We start from the raw sequence: 20,369 nt of genomic DNA, 5'->3' as shown, positions 1-20,369 counted from the left end.
ACGCGGCGGGAAGCGCGGTCCGTTCCCTGTAACCCGGTTTGAACGGTGGGCCATGCTCGACTTCGGCTGGCAGGAATTCCTCGTCGTGGCTGTCGTGACCGTCCTTGTGGTCGGTCCGAAGGAACTTCCGCGCGTTTTCCGGACGATTACCGGCTTCATGCGCAAGGCACGATCCCTCGCGGGTGAGTTTCACAGCGCGATGGACGAGATGGCCAAAGAGGCCGACCTCCAGGACATAAAGAAGCAGGTCGAGGGCGTCAAAAACGGCTCTTCCAGCTGGGTGAAGGAAATCGACCCGACCGGTGAGGTTGAGAAATCCGTCCGGGACATGAAAACGGAAGTGAACGCCGCACGCGGTGAGGTCAACAAGGCGGGTCGCAGCGACCCGGCCCCTTCGCCCAGCACGACCACACCGAAACCGGATGTGAAGACCTCGGACGAAAAGGCAACGGAAGCGGCTCCGGCAAAGACCGCCGCGACCGATGCAAAGAAGCCGGAAGCGAAATCCCCCTCTGCCAAGCCCGCTGCGGCCAAGAAGGCGGCTCCGAAAAAGTCGGCGGCCAGGAAAGCCGGGGCGAAGAAAGCAGCTTCCAAAAAGGCCGCCGCCAAGAAGTCGACCGCTGTAAAGTCGGCCGCCAAGCCGGCGTCGTCTGCCTCTAGTTAAGGAATTCGAGTATGAGCGAGGTGGATGAGAGCGAACTGGAAGCCTCGAAGGCGCCGTTGCTCGAACATCTGAAGGAACTCCGGTCCCGGCTGCTGTATTCGGTAGGCGCCCTGATCGTCGGATTTTTCATCGCCTTCGCCTTCGCTGAGCCGGTCTATACCTTCCTGGCGGACCCGCTGGTCAGCGCATGGGGTGAAGACCTTGCCGGACGGCGCATGATCTTCACGGCGCCGCATGAATGGTTCTTTACGCAGATCAAGGTCGCGTTTTTTACCTCCTTCTGCTTCACCTTTCCGTTCATCGCCTGGCATATCTGGATGTTTGTGGCGCCTGGCCTGTATCGTCACGAAAAAGGAGCGTTCCTGCCGTTCCTGGTGGCGACGCCCTTCCTTTTCACGATCGGCGCTGCGTTTGTCTATTACCTGGTGATGCCGGTCGCGCTCAGCTTCTTCCTCGGGTTTGAACAGGGGGCGGCGGATGGTGTCCGGGTCGAAATGGAAGCGAAGGTCAGCGAATATCTGTCCTTCGTGATGACCCTGATCTTTGCGTTCGGTCTCTGTTTTGAACTGCCGGTGCTGCTGACCCTCCTGGTGCGGGTCGGAATGACCTCGGCGCAGGGACTGCGGGAAAAACGGCGCTATGCGATCCTGATTGCCTTTGTTGCGGCGGCGATCCTGACCCCGCCGGACCCGCTGAGTCAGATCGGACTCGCGGTGCCGATCATCCTTCTCTACGAAATCTCGATCTGGTGTGCTGTCTTCATTGAGAAGCAGCGTCGGGAGCGCGACCGTCTGCTCGGCCTCGATGACGAGGATGAGGACGACGACGACACCAAGGAAGAGAAGTCCTGACGAGGTCCCCTCGCAGGACACCGAAAAGCGACATAAGACGCGGCAAATTCGGCGTCCGGACCGTTAGGTGCTGGACGGGATGTTGCGGTGCGTCCTATAACCCGCGCGTCCGACTTCCCGGACATTTCCTATCAACCAATGCCATGAGAGGTGTGACATGCACGATCTGAGGTATATCCGCGAGAATCCGGAAACCTTTGACGCGGCTCTGCAGAGCCGTGGAGCTGCGCCGTCCTCCTCCGAAATCCTGGCATTGGATGAGGCGCGACGTGCAGCCCAGACGCGCATGCAGGAAATCCAGAGCCGTCGCAACGCGGCCTCGAAGGAAGTCGGTCAGCGAAAGGCGAAGGGCGAAGATGCCGACGATCTGATTGCCGAGGTTCAGGCCCTGAAGGACGGCCTTGCCAAGGCAGAACAGGAAGAGCGCGATCTGGCCGAAAAGCTGGATGGTCTGCTGGCCAGCCTACCGAACATTCCCTTGGCGGATGTTCCCGTCGGTGCGGATGAAGACGACAATGTCGAGGTTCGTCGTGTCGGCGAGCCGCGAAGCTTCGACTTCGAGGCGCGCGAGCATTTCGACATCGGCGAGGGGCTCGGCCTGATGGATTTCGAAACCGCCGCGACCATGTCCGGTGCCCGTTTCGTGATCCTGAAGGGGGCGTTGGCCCGGCTTGAGCGGGCCTTGGCCAGCTTCATGCTGGACACCCACACGACCCAGAACGGCTATACCGAGACCATCCCGCCCTTCCTGGTGCGTGACAATGCGATGTTCGGAACCGGACAGTTGCCGAAGTTTTCGGAAGATCTGTTCCGGACCGAAGAAGGGTTCTGGCTGATTCCGACCGCTGAGGTGCCGCTGACCAATACGGCCGCCGAGACGATCTGGGACGAGGCAAAGCTGCCGATGCGGCTGACGGCCTGGACGCCCTGTTTCCGGTCCGAGGCCGGGGCCGCCGGCAAGGACACCCGGGGCATGATCCGCCAGCACCAGTTCACGAAGGTGGAGATGGTGTCGGTGACGCATCCGGACGAGTCCGAGGCGGAGCTGGAGCGCATGACCGGCTGTGCGGAAGGCATTCTGAAGGCACTCGACCTGCCATTCCGAACGGTTGTCCTGTGCACCGGCGACATGGGCTTCGGTGCGCGCAAGACTTACGACATCGAGGTCTGGTTGCCGGGCCAGGGTCGCTATCGTGAAATCTCGAGCTGTTCGAACTGCGGAGAGTTTCAGGCCCGCCGCATGAAGGCACGGTTCCGCACGGCCGGAGAGAAGGGAACGCGCTTTGTCCATACGCTGAACGGCTCTGGCCTGGCGGTTGGCCGCACCCTGATCGCGGTTCTGGAAAACTATCAGAATGCGGACGGTTCCGTGACGGTACCGGAAGCCCTGCGTGGCTATATGGGCGGTCTGGAACGGATCGAAGCCGCTTCCTGATGTCCGGAAGCTCGGAACCGAAACCCCTCGATCTCGCCACGGCACGAGTCCTGATCAGCAACGATGACGGGATCGAGGCACGGGGCCTTCAGGTGCTGGAGGAAGCCGTTCGGCCGCTTGTCGGCGAGCTTTGGGTCAGTGCCCCGGCGGAAGGTCACAGCGGCGCCTCGGCCATGGTCTCTCTGCGCCGTGAGATCGAAATCCAACCCCGGGGCAATCGGCGTTTCGCCGTCACCGGACGGCCGGCGGACAGCCTGCTGGCGGCCTTGCGCATCACCATGGCGGAATCGCCGCCGGACCTTGTCTTGTCCGGGATCAACCACGGCCTCAATATCGGTGGCGACCTCGTCTATTCCGGGACGGTCGGCGTGGCGATCACGGCGGCGTTGAACGGCGTCCCGGCGATCGCGCTCAGCGCCGATCATCCGCCGGGCCAGCCGGTGACGGACGATACGTGGCGGAACGTCGCGGCTCATCTTCCGGGAGTCCTGGAGAAACTGTGTCGGCATGGCGTTCGCCAGGGCGGGGCTTTCGGCGTAAATTTCCCGGTTTCGATCGCCGATCCGGAACCGGTCTTCGTGCGGCAGGGGACGTCGGGGGACACGATGGTCTATCGTTCCGTTCCTGGTCGTGAAAACCGCTATATCCTGCATCATGAGGGCGGGGCGCCCGGCGACCTGGATGGTACGGATCTGGGGGCGATCACCGCCGGCCGGATCGGCGTGACCCCTCTGACGCTCGACAGAACCGACCACGCCCTCTTGCGCCGGGCAGCCGAAGCGCACTAAACCGGGGGCGTTGTAGGACCCAAACACGGGGCGTGACCGTGATCGCGATGGATCTACAGTCCGAGCGGGCTCGGCTGATTCTGACCCTGCGTCGGAACGGAGTCATGGACCAGGCGGTGCTGTCCGCACTGGAACAGACCCCCCGTGAGCTATTCATACCCGAGACCTTCCGCCGCCATGCCTATGACGATTCCGCATTGCCGATCGGCCGCGGCCAGACCATCAGTCAGCCCCTGATCGTTGCCATGATGACGGAGGCGCTGAGCCTTAATCGGCGCTGCAAGGTGCTGGAGGTCGGCACGGGGTCCGGGTATCAGGCAGCGATCCTCAGCCGGCTCTGTCGCCGCGTCTACACGGTCGAACGTCACAAACCGCTGCTGCGCGAGGCCGAATTGCTGTTCCGGCATCTCGATTTGCACAATATCGTCACCAAGTATGGAGACGGCGCGGCCGGTTGGGCGGAACAGGCACCGTTCGACCGAATCATCGTGACCGCCGCCGCCATGGACATCCCGCCGGTTCTGGTCGACCAACTGGCGATCGGCGGACGCATTGTCGTGCCGGTCGGCGATCAGGAGATGACGCAGACCCTGTTATGCGGCACGAAGACGGAAGACGGACTGGACCTGGAGGAAATGGGCGGCGTGCGTTTCGTTCCGCTATTGCCGGGGGTGGAGGCCGATCGTGACTAGGCTCACGATTTTCGTACTGGCATTGGCGCTGCTGAGTGCCTGCGCGGGTGGCGGATCGGGACCACAGGTCCGCGTCTTCGACAGTTCCAGCGTGAAAAGCGGCGGCCAGGGCAGTGCGCGTACGATCGGTGGCTCCAGCAGCGGCCCGGTCGCACCGACCCAGGGGGAGTTGCATACCGTGCGGCGGGGCGAAACGCTTTATGCCATTTCACGCGGCTACGGTGTTCCACTTCGGGCCCTGATCGTCGAAAACTCACTGGCGCCACCCTACGAGCTTTTTGTTGGGCAGAAGCTTCGCATTCCGGCCGCGCGCGCCCACACCGTGCGGGCGGGGGAAACCGTCTACGGCATCTCCCGACAGTATGGCGTGGCGATGAACGAGCTGGTTCGGGTCAATCAGATTTCGCGACCCTATACGATAACGGTCGGTCAGCGGCTCAGCATTCCGTCCTCGACGGTGCCCCGCGCGACCTACGTGTCGACCGATCCTGCAACACCGCCGGTCCGTCCCGACCCGATCCCGGGTACGGCAGGTGGATCCGAACCCTCGATCGTCATGCCACGGTCGGAGGCTGAGCCGCCGGCAGCCACATCGTCTTCCACGCCCGTAGAACGCCCAAATCCTGAACAGGAAGTGACCCCGAAGCCGAATCCTCCGCCCGATGCCAGGCCGCCGGAAGCAACGTTCGGGCCGCGTGACGTGATCTATCCGCCGGCGAAGCCCTATGAGCCGCCGCGTCTTGTTGGCCCGATACCGCGGCCGCCCCCCATGACCGGCGACGGGTTCCTGTGGCCGGTCCGTGGCAATGTCGTTTCCGGCTACGGGCCCAAGGGCCGTGGGCTGCATAATGATGGCATCAACATCGCCGCGCCCCGGGGCAGTCCCATTCGTGCCGCCGAAACGGGGGTTGTCGCCTATGCGGGGGATGGACTGCAGGGCTTTGGCAACATCGTATTGATCAAGCATTCCGACGGGTATGTGACCGCCTATGCCCACGCCGATACGCTGCTGGTCAGCCGTGGACAGGTCATTCAGCGCGGGCAGGCCATTGCCCGGGTCGGGTCCAGTGGTACGGTGGAAACCCCGCAGGTTCATTTCCAGATCCGCCGCGGCCGGGATGCGATCGATCCGCGCAGATTGCTGCTGACCAGCTGAATCCTGTCAGAATTTCTTGAACAGTTTCGTCTGGTCGAACAGGTCTTCCAGAGCCTTCATCCGGTCCCGGGTTTCATCCCAGCGGACATCCTGTACCGCCGCGATGATCGCCTCGACCACGAACATGATCGCCACGTTGGAATCCCAGGCGGAGGGTGCCTCGATCCGGCAATGGAAACTGTGGGCGGCATGCTTGGCGACGGGGGACCGCCATTGATCGGTAAAGACGATCACGCTCGCGCCCTGGGAGCGCGCCATTTCCGCCAGACGCAGAAGGTCGTATTCATAACGGCGGATGTCGAAGATCACCAGGATATCGCCCGGCTTCATGTTCAGGACATAGTGCGGCCAAGTGTTTGAGTTCGACTTGATAAGGGTCAGGCCGCCGCGGATGACCTGCATATGGGTGAAGAAGTAGTCCGCCAGGGCGCGGGTCAGGCGCCCGCCGACGACGTAAAGCTCCCGGTCCGTGCTCGACAGCAGTTCGACGGTCTGGTTGAAGCTTTCCAGTGAGATCTGCCGCAGGGTCTGATGCATGTTCTCCTGAACGGCTTCGGCGAAGCGGTTCAGGATGTGTGTGTCCGGGGCGCTGTCCGCCCAGCGATCATGCTTGGCGATCGGATTGGTGATCGTTTCTTCCAACTCCGAACGCAGCTTCTCCTTTAGCTCCGGAAACCCCTCAAAACCGAGCTTTTTTGCCATGCGGGCGACAGTCGGCATGGACACGCCGGAGGCCTCCGCCACGGCGGCGATGGAACTGAGGCCCAGAACCGGATAGTTCTCCAGCAGCGCATTCGCCAGTTGTCGTTCGGCGCGGGTAAGGTCGTGGAAGCGCGCGTGAATGCGCTCCGCTACCGTCCCGTTCTGTGCCCCGCGCGCAGATGTCGACATGGTTTTCTACCCGGTTTACCCGTACTTCGTCGGGCTGTGTCCCGCTCCCTTTTGGAAACTATCCATCAAACTTCGCAACTCTGTAAAGAAATTTTCAGAAAAGGAATTGACTGCGGCTCAAACTCTGAAAAAATGGTTTCAAGAAACGGTCATGACAGGCCGTGAAGCGGGTGTTCAGGGGGAGCATGCGGACAATGTCCGGTCCGGTCTCGACATTGAAATTGAGTCCTGCCGAAGTTGCGGAAACGCTGAATCCCGAGGGTGAGGGGGCATTCGTGCTCGTGTGCGAACATGCCTCCAACCATATTCCGGAATCCCTGTCGCGCCTTGGCCTTCGGGAAGAGGATCTGTCGAGCCATATTGCCTGGGATCCGGGCGCGCGCGCGGTTGCGAAAACCCTGTCGCGGGACCTGGATTCGCCCCTCGTGGCAGCCTGCGTTTCGCGTCTGATCTATGACTGCAACCGGCCGCCGAGTGAGCCATCCGCCATGCCGGCGCGCAGCGAATCGACCGATGTGCCCGGGAATGCCGGATTGGATCGATCGGCTCGTCTCGAGCGCACACGTTCGGTCTATGGGCCGTTCCGGGATCGGGTGGCCGATGTGCTGGATGGAGCCCTGGCGCTTGGTCGGTTGCCGATTTTGATGACGATCCATTCCTTTACGCCGGTCTATCTCGGGCAGCGCCGTGAGATGGATATCGGCATCCTGCATGACAGCGATTCGCGTTTTGCCGATGCCCTGCTTCAGGCCGCGTCGGAGGATGAAGGCGCACAGTCTCTGCGCTTTCGCCGGAACGAACCGTATGGACCGGCCGATGGAGTAACGCATACTCTGGCGCTGCACGCGGTCCCGCGCGGGCTGCCGAATGTGATGATCGAGATTCGTAACGAGTTGCTGGCTGACGCGGCGGGGCGTGATCGTATCGCTGCCGTGCTGGGCCGACTGGCAAAACGGGCGTCCGGGCTGCTTGCCGAGGGTGGCGTCATGGAAAAAGCGGGGTAGGGGGCGCAATGCCGCGTGCGCTGATGAGCTTCGTTCGAATGGTCGACCTGATGAACAAGGGGATCGGCCGCATGACCATGTACGGCATCTTCGCCATGATGGGCGTGCTGCTGTATTCGTCGATCTCGAAGAGCTTCTTCCAGCCGTCGCTCTGGACGCTGGAGGTCGCCCAGTTTCTGATGGTCGCCTATTTCATTCTGGGTGGGCCGTACTCGATTCAGCTTGGCTCCAATGTCCGGATGGACCTGTTCTATGGAAGCTGGTCGGTGCGAACGAAGGCGATGGTCGATTCCGTCTCCGTCCTGTGCCTCCTGTTCTATCTCGGCATTCTGTTTCAGGGCGCGATGGTCTCCATGGCCTATTCCCTGGGTTACTTCGGAACGGAGCCCTATGCCTTCTACTGGGATTTATTGACGGCGTTCCTGACGGGCGGTCCGGACGCGGCCGGCGAATTGCTGGGCTATCTGGAGCGCAGTTCCACCGCCTGGCGGCCTTTCCTGTGGCCGGTGAAGCTGGTTCTGATCGCCGGCGTCTTTCTGATGCTGCTGCAGGTCCTGGCGGAATTGATCCGCGATATCGATCACCTCATCAGCGGTAAGGAAGACACCTGATGTCCTACGAGTGGATCGCGATCCTGATGTTCTCGTCCATGATGCTGATGCTCATGACGGGGCAGCGCGTGTTCGGCGCAATCGGTTTCGTGGCGTCGCTGTCCGGCGTGTTGCTTTGGGGAGTCGGCGGCGTCGACATTCCCTTCGCGGCGGCGATGAAACTGATGAAATGGTATCCGCTGCTGACCTTGCCGATGTTCATTTTCATGGGCTACGTGCTGTCGGAAAGCCGCATCGCGGACGACCTCTACAAGATGTTTCACGTCTGGATGGGGCCGGTTCGCGGCGGACTTGCCATCGGGACCATTGGGTTGATGGTGCTGATTTCCGCCATGAACGGCTTGTCGGTCGCCGGCATGGCCATCGGCGCGACCATCGCCCTGCCGGAACTGCTGCGCCGCGGCTATGACAAGATCATGGTTACGGGCGTGATTCAGGCGGGATCGTCTCTGGGCATTCTCGTGCCGCCCTCGGTGGTGCTCGTGCTCTATGCGATGATCGCGCGGCAGCCGGTCGGACAGCTCTGGCTCGCGGGGGTCATCCCCGGCCTGATGATGGCGTCGATGTTCATCCTGTACATCTATGTCCGGTGCCGGATGCAGCCGGAACTGGGGCCGCCTCTCGACAAGGAGGAACGCGACATCCCCATGGCGGAGAAGCTTCGTCTGCTGCGCGCCGGGCTGCTGCCCATCGCGATCTTTGCCGCGATGATGGTGCCCTTCGTCAACGGTTGGACGTCTCTGGTTGAAAGCTCCGCCATCGGGGCGCTGACGGCGCTGCTGGCCGCGATCCTGAAACGTCGGATGACCCGCGAGGTGTTCGAAAAGAGCGTTCGCAACACGCTGGGCATATCCTGCATGTTCATGTGGATCATCCTGGCTGCCTTGGGTTTCGGGGCGATCTTCGACGGTCTGGGCGCAGTGAAGGCGATCGAAAGCCTGTTCACGGAGCAACTGGGGCTGAACCCGTGGATGATCCTGATCCTGATGCAGCTCAGCTTCATCCTGATGGGGACCTTTCTGGACGACACGGCGATGCTGGTCATCGTGGCGCCCCTGTATGTTCCGCTGGTCGGAGCCCTGGGGTTCGATCTGATCTGGTATGGCGTGCTCTATACGATCACCACACAGATCGCCTACATGACGCCGCCCTTCGGCTACAACCTGTTCCTGATGCGGGCGATGGCGCCGCCGGAGATCGGTCTGCGCGACATCTATCGTTCCATCGGTCCCTTCGTTCTGGTCATGGTCGCGGCCCTGGCCATTGTGATGACGTTCCCGCAGATCGCATTGTGGCTGCCGGAAACCGTCTACGCGAATTGAGGGTGGTCAAACCAATAACAGTGCCTCGTTCAAGAGGCCGTGAGAGTTCCAACAACTGTCTGAGCAAGGAGGCTAGGATATGACAACAAGACGTAATTTTCTGAAAGGTGCGGCGGTTGCGGCCCCGGCGGCGGCTTTGGCCACCCCGGCGATCGCGCAGTCGACGATCAAGTGGCGCATGCAGACCTATGCCGGCCCGGCGCTTGCCGAGCACGTGGTGAAGCCCGCCATCGACATGTTCAACAAGATCGCTGGCGACAAGATGCAGATCGAGCTGTTCTTCGCTGACCAGCTGGTCCCGACGGGAGAGCTGTTCCGGGCGATGCAGCGCGGCACGATCGACGCGGTTCAGTCCGACGACGACAGCATGGCCTCTCCGACGGAAGTCACGGTTTTCGGCGGCTATTTCCCGTTCGCGTCGCGCTATTCCCTGGATGTGCCGGTGCTGTTCAACCAGTATGGCCTGAACGAAATCTGGGACGCTGAGTATTCCAAGGTCGGGGTCAAGCACATCTCCGCCGGGTCCTGGGATCCGTGCCATTTCGCGACGAAGGATCCGATCCGTTCGCTGGAAGACCTGAAGGGCAAGCGCGTCTTCACCTTCCCGACGGCCGGTCGTTTCCTGGCGCAGTTCGGTGTTGTGCCGGTGACCCTGCCGTGGGAAGACATCGAAGTCGCCGTTCAGACCGGTGAGTTGGACGGGATTGCCTGGTCGGGCATCACCGAAGACTACACCGTCGGCTGGGCGGATGTGACGAACTACTTCCTGACGAACAACATTTCCGGTGCCTGGGCGGGATCTTTCTTCGCCAACATGGACCGGTGGAACGAACTGCCGGAAGACATGCAGACCCTGTTCCGCGTGTGCTGCGACCAGTCGCACTACTATCGTCAGTGGTGGTACTGGGGTGGCGAAGCCAGCCTGCGCGTCCACGGCACGAAGATGCAGCTGACGTCCATCCCCGACGCGGAATGGGATCAGGTCGAGCAGGCCGCCCAGAAATTCTGGGACGAAATCGCCGCGGAGTCGGAAACCAAGGCGAAGGTCGTCGAGATCTTCAAAAAGTACAATGCCGACATGCAGAAGGCGGGTCGGCCGTACCGTTACAGTTAAGGGCAACGGCTTCGGCGCGTTTCGGCGTGCCGAAGCCCCTCCCTCAAAATCAACCTGTCTAAACCCGGATCGGAGTTTACCAAATGCCGGAGGTTTTGAGTTTCGAGGCGCTGAAGGCGCAGGTAGCGGATGGCAAGATCGACACCGTCCTGACCTGCATCATCGACATGCAGGGCCGCCTCATGGGCAAACGTTTCCACGCGGCGCATTTCGTAAACAGTGCCTGGGAAGAAACGCATTGCTGCAACTATCTCCTGGCGACCGATCTCGAAATGGCCACCCCGGACGGCTATGCCTCGACGAGCTGGGAACGGGGCTACGGCGACTACATCATGAAGCCGGACTTGGCCACGTTGCGCCCCGTGCCGTGGCTGGAAGGCACGGTAATGGTACTGTGCGACGTGCTGGATCACCACACGCATGAGCCGGTGCCGCACGCGCCACGACAGATCCTGAAGAAGCAGATCGCCCGGCTTGAGGCGATGGGATTCACGCCGATGATGGCGACTGAACTGGAATTCTTCCTGTTCAAGAAGACCTATGCGGAGCTCCGTCAGGACGGCTATCGCACGCTCGAGCCGATCAGCGACTACAACGAGGATTACCATATTTTCCAGACCAGCAAGGAAGAGCATGTGATGCGCCCGCTGCGTAATCACCTCTATGCCGCCGGCCTGCCCATCGAGAACACGAAGGGGGAGGCGGAAGCAGGTCAGGAGGAACTGAACATCAAGTACGGCCCGGCGCTCGACGCCGCCGACTTCCACACCATTGCGAAACATGCGACCAAGGAAATCGCCTGGCAGAATGGACATTCGGCCAGCTTCCTTTCCAAATGGCATCACCAGCGGGTCGGGTCGTCCTCACATATCCACCAGTCCCTGTGGCAGGACGGGAAGCCGGTTTTCTTTGATGCCGACGACAAGCACGGCATGTCCGCGCTGATGAAGAATTATCTGGCGGGCCTTATTGCGTATGCGCCCGATATGACCTATTTCCTCGCGCCCTATATCAACAGCTACAAACGGTTCCAGAAGGGATCTTTCGCGCCGACGCGCGTGATCTGGTCGGTCGACAACCGCACCGCCGGTTTCCGGCTCTGTGGTGAGGGGACGAAAGGCGTTCGTGTCGAATGCCGCATCGGCGGATCCGATATGAATCCCTACCTTGCCATGGCGGCGCAGATCGCGGCCGGCATCAAGGGGATCGAGGACAAGCTGCCGCTGGACCCGCCGCTGAGCGGCGATGCCTATGCGGGGAAGGGCGCACAGATTCCGACCAGCCTGATCAAGGCACGCGACGCATTGCTGGGTTCGAAGATGCTGCGTGAGGCATTCGGAGATGATGTGATCGACCATTACGGCCGCGCGGCGGAGTGGGAGATCGAGGAATTCGAAAGCGTGGTGACGGATTACGAAATCGCCCGCGGATTTGAACGGGCCTAGGACCAAGCCGACAGCCCACACCGGAAAGACGGATAAGATGAGTAAGATGCTTCGTTGTATCTCCCCGATCGACGGATCGGTTTTTGCTGAACGCCCGGCGCTCACCGCCGAGGCGGCCAAAGCACGCACCGCGCAGATGCGCGCCGCCCAGAAGGATTGGGCCGCCCGCCCGATGCAGGAACGCATCGATCTGGTGATGGCCGGTGTCGCGGCGCTCGGCGAAATGAACGACCGGATCGTCCCTGATCTGGCGAAGATGATGGGCCGCCCGATCCGCTACGGCGGCGAGTTTGGTGGCGTCAACGAACGCGCCTCCCACATGGCTAAGATCGCGCAAGAGGCTCTGGCGGATATCAAGGTCGGCGAAGACGAGACTTTTACGCGCTATATCAAGCGTGTGCCGCATGGGCTCGTCCTGGTCATCGCCCCCTGGAACTACCCCTATATGACGGCGATCAACACGGTCGCCCCGGCCCTGATCGCCGGCAACACCGTGTTGTTGAAGCATGCGACCCAGACCCTGCTGGTCGGTGAGCATATGGCGGAAGCGTTCCACAGTGCGGGTGTGCCGAAGGATGTCTTCGACAACATCTTCCTGGACCACGATACGACGTCGGAACTGCTGTCTTCGCGCTCCGTGGACTTTGTCAATTTCACCGGTTCGGTCGGCGGTGGCCGCAATATCGAACGCGCCGCGGCCGGCACCTTCATCGGCGTTGCGACGGAGCTGGGCGGCAAGGACCCGGGCTATGTCATGGAGGATGCCGACATCGACGCGGCGGTGGCGACGCTGATCGATGGGGCCATGTTCAATTCAGGCCAGTGCTGCTGCGGGATTGAGCGCATCTATGTGCACGAGGCCCTGTTCGATACCTTCGTCGAAAAGGCGGTCGAGATCGTCAACGGATACGTCCTCGGCAATCCGCTGGACAAGGAGACGACCCTTGGTCCGATGGCGCATGTCCGCTTCGCCACGGAAGTCCGTGCCCAGATTGACGAGGCCATTGCCGCCGGTGCGACGGCACATATCGCCAAGTCTCCTGCCGATGATGGCGGTGCCTATCTGTCGCCGCAGATCCTGACCGATGTCACCCATGACATGCGCGTCATGCGCGACGAAAGCTTCGGCCCGGTGGTCGGTATCATGAAGGTGTCTTCCGATGAGGAAGCCATCGACCTGATGAATGACAGCGAGTTCGGCCTGACTGCCAGCCTTTGGACGCAGGATGTCGAGCGTGCTCAGAACGTTGGCGACCGGATCGAAACCGGGACGGTTTTCCTGAACCGTGCCGACTATCTCGACCCTGGCCTGTGCTGGACGGGTTGCAAGAATACCGGACGCGGCGGCGGACTGTCGGTGATCGGTTTCCATAACCTGACCCGCCCGAAATCCTATCACCTGAAACGGCGTACCGCCTGAACAAGGCCGGACGCGTGACCTACGTAAGTGGATCGCAGAAATGACGAAGACGATTACCGGTAACTGGGGCTTCCCGACCAAAGTCTGGTCCGGACCCGGTCGCATCAAGGAACTTGGCAAGGCCTGTGCCGAACTGGGCGTGAAACGCCCCCTTCTGGTGACCGACGAAGGGCTGAAGGACCTTCCCATCGTTCAGAACGCGATGGCGGTACTGGCTGAAAGCGGCTGTGCGGCGGCGCTCTATGCCGATGTGCGCGGCAACCCAGTTCAGTCCAATGTCGACAACGGCGTGGCGGCGTACAAGGCGCATGGCGCGGACGGCGTCGTTGCCTTTGGCGGCGGCAGCGGTCTGGATGTCGGCAAGGCCATTGCCTTCATGGTCGGTCAAACCCGCCCGATCTGGGATTTCGAAGATATCGGCGACTGGTGGACCCGTGCCGACGCGGATGCGATCGCCCCGATCATTGCCGTGCCGACCACGTCGGGCACCGGTTCCGAGGTGGGACGCGCCAGTGTCGTGACCCATCCGGACACGCACGAAAAGAAGATCATCTTCCACCCGCGTATGCTGCCGGGCGTCGTGGTTTCCGATCCGGAACTCACCGTCGGTCTGCCGGCGAAGGTGACGGCCGCCACCGGTATCGATGCCTATGTCCATTGCTTCGAAGCCTTCTGTGCCCCCGGCTTCCACCCGATGGCGGACGGAATCGCCCTGGAAGGCATGCGCCTGATCCAGTCGGCGTTGCCGCGGGCCTTCGATGATGGAAAGGACATTGAGGCACGGGCCGACATGCTGGCCGCCGCATCGATGGGCGCTACGGCGTTCCAGAAAGGCCTTGGCGGTGTCCATGCCATCAGCCACGCCGTGGGGGCGACATACGATACTCATCACGGCCTGACCAACGGCATCGTCCTGCCGCATGTCATGCGCAAGAACGAGGCGGTGATCGCCGATCGCATGCCGATCCTGGCCCGTACCCTGGGTCTGGCGAAGCAGGATTTCTCCGGCGTTCTGGACTGGACCCTGGAATTCCGCGAGCGCCTGGGCATTCCGGATACGCTGGGCGAAATCGGCGTTCCCGCTGACCGGGCCGACTATATCGGCGAACTGGCCGAACGCGATCCGTCCGCCGGAACGAACCCGCAAAAGCTCAGTGCCGCCGAATATGCCGAGGTGTTCCGCGCGTCAGTCGGCTGATCGGTATTGTGAAACTTGGGAAACGGGCCGGCCGCTTCGTGTGCCGGCCCGTTTTCGTTACAGTTGCAAACCGCAGCCTTCGAAGGCCGCCCTTGTTCGGTCGCGTTCATCCTGCGTCAGGCCGATCATCGGCGGACGTACGGGGCCGCCGACCTGGCCCAGCAGTTCCTGCCAGTATTTCTGGTGCGATTGCGGCTTTCCGCCCGGCCGTGTGCCTTTCAATGCCTTGCGGACAGGATCGAGGCTGGCGCTGACCTTGCGGGCTTCGTCATGTTTCCCGGCAAAGGCCAGTTCCGTGTATTCGTTCATCCGCCGGTCGTTTGCAGTCTGGATCAGATAGGGCGGGGAGGAACAGAGGTATAGCTGCCAGCCCAGATCGATTATGTTGTCCAGCCATTCGTCTTCCGATGCCGTGCTGACCAGGATCTTGTCGCCCGCCAGCTCCGTCAGTTTGGCATACATTGCGCGTTCGACGCTGTACTTGATCGCCACGATGTTCGGCAGTTCCGCGATCCGGGCACAGAGTTCCGGCGACATCAGATAGCCGGAATCCGGATGGCTCCACATCGCGATTCCGATATCCACCCGGTCGCTGATCGTCTTGTAATAGCGATACAGGATTTCGTCGCGGTCATGGACGAAATGCAGGACCGGGGCATGCACGACAATGCTGTCCGCACCGACCGCCTGCGCGTGTTCTGCCAGTTCGATCACGGTATCCATGTTCTGATCGGAGGCAGACATGATGGTACCCGCCTTGTCGCCGGTTTCCTCGACAGCGATCTCGAAGGCGCGTTTGCGTTCCGCCAGCGACATGGAAAAGAACTCGCCCTGCTTTCCGGCGATGAACAGGCCGCGAATGCCCAGATCGTCGACCCAGTGGCGGATGTTCCGGCGGAACCCGTCCTCGTCAACGCTCAGATCCGCATTGAACGGCTGCAATGCTGCAGCCCAGATGCCGCGCATGGTCTCACGGGCATAGTCCTTTGCCTGATTGCGTGTGTATTTCATGTCTCAGTCGTCCTGCTGTTCGAGGAGGCCGTTCATGGCCCGCCAGAGTTTTTCGGATGTCAGCGGCATGGACAGATGCGGAACGCTGCCGCATGCCCTTAATGCGTCATAGGCGGCATTCAGGATGGCGGCCGGGGCGCCGATTGTGCCGGCTTCCCCAACACCCTTGGCTCCCAGACGGTTGACCGGGGAGGGGGTTTCCGTCTTCTCGATCCGTACCGGCGGCATGTTGTCTGCACGGGGCATTGCGTAATCACTGAAGGATCCCGTCATCAACTGGCCGTCGGGCGAATAGACGATGCTTTCCAGCAGGGCCTCCCCGATCCCCTGTGCGATGCCGCCGCGGATCTGACCCTCGACCATCATCGGATTGATGATCGTGCCGGCATCGTCGACACAGACCAGCCGTTCCAAAGTCGGGACGCCGGTATCTGAGTCGATGGCCATTACGGCCAGATAGACGCCATACCCCCAGGCCTCGCCTTCCGCTTCGTATCTGACCTCCGCTTCGACGACCTCATCGTCCGGCACGTTGTGAAGCCGTCGGGCCACTTCCTCCGCCGCCAGCAAAAGGGCGCTTCCGCCGATCGGGGTGCTGCGGCTGGCCAATGCCCCGATGCCCTTGGGTGTCGTTTCCGTGTCGCCGAAATGTACAGTTATGGCCTTCATTGGCGCGTTCAGCCGATCCGCGAGGATCTGCGCGAAGGCGGTTTCCCGCCCGTGCCCCTGGCTCGAAGCCCCGACCTCGGCGACGATCCGTCCGTCGGGTTCGCGCCGTACCCGGGCGCTCTCCCAGCCTTGTCCGCAGGGCTCGACATAGAAGGCGATGCCCAGCCCAACCGTCTCGCCGCCGGAGCGCCGGTCGTGAATGGACCGGCACAGATCGTCATACGCCGAAGCTTCCCTCAGCCGCTCCAGTGCAGCGGGATAGTCCCCGGAATCGAGGTGTCGACCGGTGATGCCCTTATGGGGAAGCGCATCCGGACGCAGCAGATTGCGCCGCCGTATCTCGATTGGATCGATGCCACTCGCCTCCGCTGCGGCAGATGCGAGGCGTTCCATGAGCGCGGTGGCTTCAGGCCGTCCCGCGCCGCGATAGATCCCCACCGGTGCCGTCGGGCTTAGAATGGCGCGTGTTTCAATGTTGAGAACTGGGATGTCATAGGGGCCGGGCAGCATGCGTCCCGCATTCCAGGCCGGTACGGCCGCACTGGTCGGTAGCCAATGGCCCAACGGGCAGTCGATGCGTGCCTGCAGGCCCAGGAAACGGCCGTCGGCATCAACCGCCAACCGGCCCTGCGTTTGCGCACCGCGGCCATGGGTTGCCGACAGGAAGTCTTCCGAGCGGCTTGCCGTCCAACGCACAGACCGCTTCAGATGAAGCGCGGCCCATACGACAAGAACCTCTTCCGGATAGAGCGACGCCTTCATCCCGAACGCACCGCCGACATCCAGAGCGATGACCCGAATCCGGTCTTCCGAAACACCCAGAATGCGGCTGAACTCGCTGCGCGCGCGATGCGGCGTTTGCGTCGACAGCCACACGGTCACGCCGTCCGTTCCTGCATCGTAGTGGGCCGCGACTGCCCGTGGTTCCAGGGAAGCCGGTGCCAGGCGCGGATGAATTACCGTCGCTGAAACGACATGTGCCGCCTTGGCAACGGCGCCGTCGAAGTCCCCTGCTTTCCACTGCTCTCCCGTCGCCCGATTGTCGGGGCAGTGCGCAAACAAAGGACCGCCTTCGGCGTTGCCAATGTCGACGAAGACGGACTCGGCGGCGTCCTGTGCAGCAGCCCGATTTTCGCCGAGGACAGCCACCAGCGGCTGCCCCACGGCAAAACTGCGATCGCCTGCAAGAATCGGAAAATGCGTGGGGGCCGCATCCGCCAGGACGGCATTCACCGTCAGCAGGCCTGTTTTGCCCAGATCCCTGGCGGTGAAGATTGCAGTTGCCCCGATATCCCCGGGGTCATCGGGATGGTCGAGCGAGAGGATGGGGCCGATGGAATCGGCGCGAACGAAGGCAACGTGAAGGGCATCCGGCAGTCGGATATCGTCGGTATACCGTCCCTGGCCGGTCAGAAGGCGTTTGTCCTCCCGGCGAGGAACGGCCGTGCCGATCATTCTTCCGAAATTGTTGCCTGGCAGATCCACGCGGGTCGCTCTTTTGACGGTTGGGATGTTGCGATTTGGGCGAGTGTGTGGGACGCCAGATATAATGACAAATACGAAGAATGAATTGTGATATTTCATATCGGAATAGCAGGGACGAATTCTGGACGGTATTGTCCGGCCGAACCAATCAGGAGCGATTTCAATGGGACATGTCGCAATCATCGGCTTCGGCGCAGTCGGGCAATATGTTGCCCGGACCCTGCGGCAAATGAATGAAGTCGGGGCAATATCCGTCCTGTGCCGGCCGGGGCGAGAGGCGGCGGCGCGAACGGCAATGGGGCAGGGGATCGACATCGCGAACGGGATCGATCAACTGCGCCAAGCCCCGGTCTGTGTGGTCGATTGCGGCGGACATGCGGCCTTGAAAGCGCATGGCGAAACCGTTCTGCGCAGTGGCATCGATCTGATCACGGTTTCCATCGGTGCCCTGGCCGATGATGGACTGGCGGCGACATTGGAGTCGTCAGCGCGCGCGGGAAACGCACGCCTGGAACTGGTGTCAGGCGCGGTCGGAGCGATCGATGCGCTGTCTGCCGCCCGGATCGGCGGTCTGGACAGTGTTCGATATACAGGGCGCAAGCCTCCGGCAGGCTGGCTCGGGTCGGCGGCGGAAGACGTTCTGGATCTGGCGGCGCTCAAGGACGCCGCAGTTCATTTCGAGGGATCGGCCCGGGAGGCGGCCCAGCGCTATCCGAAGAACGCCAATGTGGCGGCGACGGTCGCCCTGGCGGGTCTGGGTCTGGACGCGACCCGGGCGACGCTGATCGCCGATCCAGATGCCGGGGGCAATATCCACGAAGTCGAGGCGCAGGGGGCCTTCGGCAAATTCTGCTTCCGGATTCAGGGCAATCCGCTTCCGGACAATCCGAAATCGTCGGCCCTGACGGCAATGAGCGTGATCCGGGCCGTGCGAAACCGGCTCAGTCCTCTCGCAGTGTAGGCGGCGCGGCTCCGGCCGCGGTGTCGCGCAGCACGGCCAGGAAGGCCTGCGCCGCCGGGGACAGGCCGCCTGCACGGCGATAGGTCACGCCGACCGCCCGGCCGGACAGGTCGACACGGCAGGGCAGAATTGCCAGATCGCCGCGCGCCACTTCCGGTGCCACCACATGGTAGGGGAAGACGCCCAGCATGTCCGTGCGCATCAGCAATTCGCGGTTTGTCAGAAAGGATACGGATTCGACGGCGGCGACGGGCGGGACGAGATCGCGATCGAAGAAGGCCTTCTCGAACTGACGCCGCAGGGAGGTCTCCGGCGGTTGCAGGATCCAGGAATGGTCGGTCAGATCCGCGAAATCGACGCGATCTCTCCGGGCCAGGGCATGACCGGCACGGGCGACGATGCAGGTTTCCTCCTCCAGCAATCGGATCTGTGCCAGGTCCTTGCGGTGTCGGAATTCCGGCAATCGCCCGACCACAAGATCGACGTCCCCGGCACTCAGCGCCGGCATCAGCACGTCATTTGTGCCGTCGCGCACGGCGATGGTGACATTCGGCCGGTCCTCGCACATCGTCTTGATCGCGGCGGGAAGCAGCCATGCCGACGCAGCCAGGAGGGTCCCGACGACGACGCGGCCGCCGCTGCCTTCGTTCAGATCGTCCAGTTCCTGGGCGGCGTGATAGACCTGGGCCAGGATCAGTTTGCCATGCCGGACCAGCGCTTCCCCGAAGGCGGTCGGAATGGCCCCGCGATTGGTGCGGTCGAACAGACGCACGCCGAAATCCAGTTCCAGATCCTTGATGAGCTTCGTCGCCGCGGGCTGCGAGATATTCAGGTCCTGTGCCGCGTGCAGGATGCTGGAACGTTCGGCCACGGCAACAAGCAGCCGCAGTTGCTTCAGCTTCAGGCGGGTTGAGACACGCTCTGCGATCTTGATGTGTCGGTTGGCGGCGACCATTCCGAACCTCCGGCTTTGGTATTGTAAAAACGAATAACCACTTCAAACCAATTTCATTGAAGGCAGGTTCAACGCCTCGTAGCGTTTTTCCTCGAGAAAAGAAACAGGGGATGCGTCCGCATGGGTCACCCGCGCTTCAAGCCATTCGATTTCCAGCGATGGATCGCGGAGAACGAAGATCAGCTGAAACCGCCGGTCAGCAACAAGAAGCTGTTCGATCAGGACAGCGGCCTGATCGTCATGATCATCGGCGGCCCCAACCAGCGCGTGGACTTTCATGACGACCCTGCGGAGGAGTTCTTCTATCAGCTGCGCGGCGACATGCTTCTGAAGATCCATGACGGCGGGAAGCTTTACGACGTCCCGATCCGGGAAGGGGAGGTGTTTCTGCTGCCGCCCAATGTCCGACATTCGCCGCAGCGCCCGGTACCCGGTTCGATTGGGCTGGTGGTTGAAGGGGCGCGCCTGCCCGAGGCCCATGATGGGTTCGAATGGTACTGCTTCGAATGCGGCAATCTTGTCGATCGGGTCGAAGTCAAGGTGACCGATATCGTGAAGGACCTGCCCCCGCTGTTCGATGCGTTCTATGCCGATACCAGTCGACGGACCTGCGCCAGTTGCGGCGCTGTCCATCCGGGGCGGGAACCGCCGCCTGGCTGGGCTGACCTGATTTGACGATGAGAGAAACAGGGAGAGT

19 protein-coding genes are annotated in these 20,369 nt (G+C 61.9%); 15 read left to right on the top strand and 4 right to left on the bottom strand.

Annotated elements, in window-relative coordinates; all coding sequences use genetic code 11:
* Positions 1–52 precede the first annotated feature (52 nt).
* The 6 genes from tatB (at position 53) to R8L07_19935 (ending at position 5,586) form a co-directional block, all read left to right on the top strand.
* Positions 53–664 carry a Sec-independent protein translocase protein TatB gene (tatB, locus tag R8L07_19960; protein MDW3207816.1) on the top strand — a complete coding sequence of 204 codons (612 nt, stop codon included), beginning with the start codon at positions 53–55 and terminating at the stop codon, positions 662–664.
* Between the two features lie 11 nt (positions 665–675).
* On the top strand, positions 676–1,515 hold the full coding sequence (gene tatC, locus R8L07_19955; protein MDW3207815.1) for a twin-arginine translocase subunit TatC: 840 nt from the start codon (positions 676–678) through the stop codon (positions 1,513–1,515).
* A gap of 157 nt (positions 1,516–1,672) precedes the next feature.
* The gene (gene serS, locus R8L07_19950) at positions 1,673–2,950 is read left to right on the top strand and encodes a serine--tRNA ligase (GenBank protein MDW3207814.1); all 1,278 of its coding nucleotides are present in this window, start codon (positions 1,673–1,675) and stop codon (positions 2,948–2,950) included.
* A complete protein-coding gene (locus R8L07_19945; GenBank protein MDW3207813.1) occupies positions 2,950–3,738 on the top strand; it encodes a 5'/3'-nucleotidase SurE in 789 nt (262 codons plus the stop codon). Before serS ends, R8L07_19945 begins: the two co-directional genes overlap by 1 nt.
* 47 nt (positions 3,739–3,785) lie before the next feature.
* A complete protein-coding gene (locus R8L07_19940; protein ID MDW3207812.1) occupies positions 3,786–4,430 on the top strand; it encodes a protein-L-isoaspartate(D-aspartate) O-methyltransferase in 645 nt (214 codons plus the stop codon).
* Entirely contained in the window at positions 4,423–5,586 is a 1,164-nt protein-coding gene (locus R8L07_19935) for a LysM peptidoglycan-binding domain-containing M23 family metallopeptidase (protein MDW3207811.1), read from the top strand. The genes R8L07_19940 and R8L07_19935 overlap by 8 nt, the downstream gene beginning before the upstream one ends.
* A gap of 6 nt (positions 5,587–5,592) precedes the next feature.
* On the opposite strand, the gene R8L07_19930 is transcribed toward R8L07_19935, so the two are convergent.
* A complete protein-coding gene (locus tag R8L07_19930; protein MDW3207810.1) occupies positions 5,593–6,477 on the bottom strand; it encodes a MurR/RpiR family transcriptional regulator in 885 nt (294 codons plus the stop codon).
* Positions 6,478–6,671: 194 nt separating this feature from the next.
* Here R8L07_19930 and R8L07_19925 point away from each other — a divergent pair, with 194 nt between their 5' ends.
* The 7 genes from R8L07_19925 (at position 6,672) to R8L07_19895 (ending at position 14,591) form a co-directional block, all read left to right on the top strand.
* Positions 6,672–7,481: an N-formylglutamate amidohydrolase gene (locus tag R8L07_19925; protein MDW3207809.1), complete on the top strand. Its 810-nt coding sequence runs from the start codon at positions 6,672–6,674 to the stop codon at positions 7,479–7,481.
* A gap of 8 nt (positions 7,482–7,489) precedes the next feature.
* Positions 7,490–8,092, top strand: a complete 603-nt coding sequence (locus tag R8L07_19920; protein MDW3207808.1) for a TRAP transporter small permease subunit — start codon at positions 7,490–7,492, stop codon at positions 8,090–8,092.
* Positions 8,092–9,414 carry a TRAP transporter large permease subunit gene (locus R8L07_19915; protein MDW3207807.1) on the top strand — a complete coding sequence of 441 codons (1,323 nt, stop codon included), beginning with the start codon at positions 8,092–8,094 and terminating at the stop codon, positions 9,412–9,414. The genes R8L07_19920 and R8L07_19915 overlap by 1 nt, the downstream gene beginning before the upstream one ends.
* A gap of 79 nt (positions 9,415–9,493) precedes the next feature.
* Positions 9,494–10,528 (top strand): TRAP transporter substrate-binding protein, encoded by a 1,035-nt coding sequence (locus tag R8L07_19910; protein MDW3207806.1) that lies wholly within the window; start codon positions 9,494–9,496, stop codon positions 10,526–10,528.
* 83 nt (positions 10,529–10,611) lie between these two features.
* Positions 10,612–11,973 carry a glutamine synthetase family protein gene (locus R8L07_19905; protein MDW3207805.1) on the top strand — a complete coding sequence of 454 codons (1,362 nt, stop codon included), beginning with the start codon at positions 10,612–10,614 and terminating at the stop codon, positions 11,971–11,973.
* Positions 11,974–12,010: 37 nt separating this feature from the next.
* The gene (locus R8L07_19900) at positions 12,011–13,393 is read left to right on the top strand and encodes an aldehyde dehydrogenase family protein (protein MDW3207804.1); all 1,383 of its coding nucleotides are present in this window, start codon (positions 12,011–12,013) and stop codon (positions 13,391–13,393) included.
* A 40-nt stretch (positions 13,394–13,433) separates the two neighbouring features.
* Positions 13,434–14,591, top strand: a complete 1,158-nt coding sequence (locus tag R8L07_19895; GenBank protein ID MDW3207803.1) for an iron-containing alcohol dehydrogenase — start codon at positions 13,434–13,436, stop codon at positions 14,589–14,591.
* A 57-nt stretch (positions 14,592–14,648) separates the two neighbouring features.
* Here R8L07_19895 and R8L07_19890 read toward each other — a convergent pair whose 3' ends face one another.
* Together R8L07_19890 and R8L07_19885 are read right to left on the bottom strand one after the other, a co-directional pair.
* Positions 14,649–15,602 carry a dihydrodipicolinate synthase family protein gene (locus R8L07_19890; GenBank protein ID MDW3207802.1) on the bottom strand — a complete coding sequence of 318 codons (954 nt, stop codon included), beginning with the start codon at positions 15,600–15,602 and terminating at the stop codon, positions 14,649–14,651.
* A 3-nt stretch (positions 15,603–15,605) separates the two neighbouring features.
* A complete protein-coding gene (locus R8L07_19885; GenBank protein ID MDW3207801.1) occupies positions 15,606–17,756 on the bottom strand; it encodes a xanthine dehydrogenase family protein molybdopterin-binding subunit in 2,151 nt (716 codons plus the stop codon).
* A gap of 163 nt (positions 17,757–17,919) precedes the next feature.
* Here R8L07_19885 and R8L07_19880 point away from each other — a divergent pair, with 163 nt between their 5' ends.
* On the top strand, positions 17,920–18,717 hold the full coding sequence (locus R8L07_19880) for an aspartate dehydrogenase (protein MDW3207800.1): 798 nt from the start codon (positions 17,920–17,922) through the stop codon (positions 18,715–18,717).
* On the opposite strand, the gene R8L07_19875 is transcribed toward R8L07_19880, so the two are convergent.
* A complete protein-coding gene (locus R8L07_19875) occupies positions 18,698–19,672 on the bottom strand; it encodes a LysR family transcriptional regulator (GenBank protein MDW3207799.1) in 975 nt (324 codons plus the stop codon). The genes R8L07_19880 and R8L07_19875 overlap by 20 nt on opposite strands.
* Positions 19,673–19,792: 120 nt before the next feature.
* Here R8L07_19875 and R8L07_19870 point away from each other — a divergent pair, with 120 nt between their 5' ends.
* Positions 19,793–20,347: a 3-hydroxyanthranilate 3,4-dioxygenase gene (locus tag R8L07_19870; protein ID MDW3207798.1), complete on the top strand. Its 555-nt coding sequence runs from the start codon at positions 19,793–19,795 to the stop codon at positions 20,345–20,347.
* The last annotated feature ends 22 nt before the right edge of the window (positions 20,348–20,369 follow it).

The sequence above is a fragment of the Alphaproteobacteria bacterium genome (assembly GCA_033344895.1).
In the GTDB taxonomy this organism is placed as follows: domain Bacteria; phylum Pseudomonadota; class Alphaproteobacteria; order UBA8366; family Aestuariispiraceae; genus Pacificispira.
Note: the sequence above shows the minus strand (reverse complement) of the source record. Positions and strands in the feature narration are given on the sequence as shown.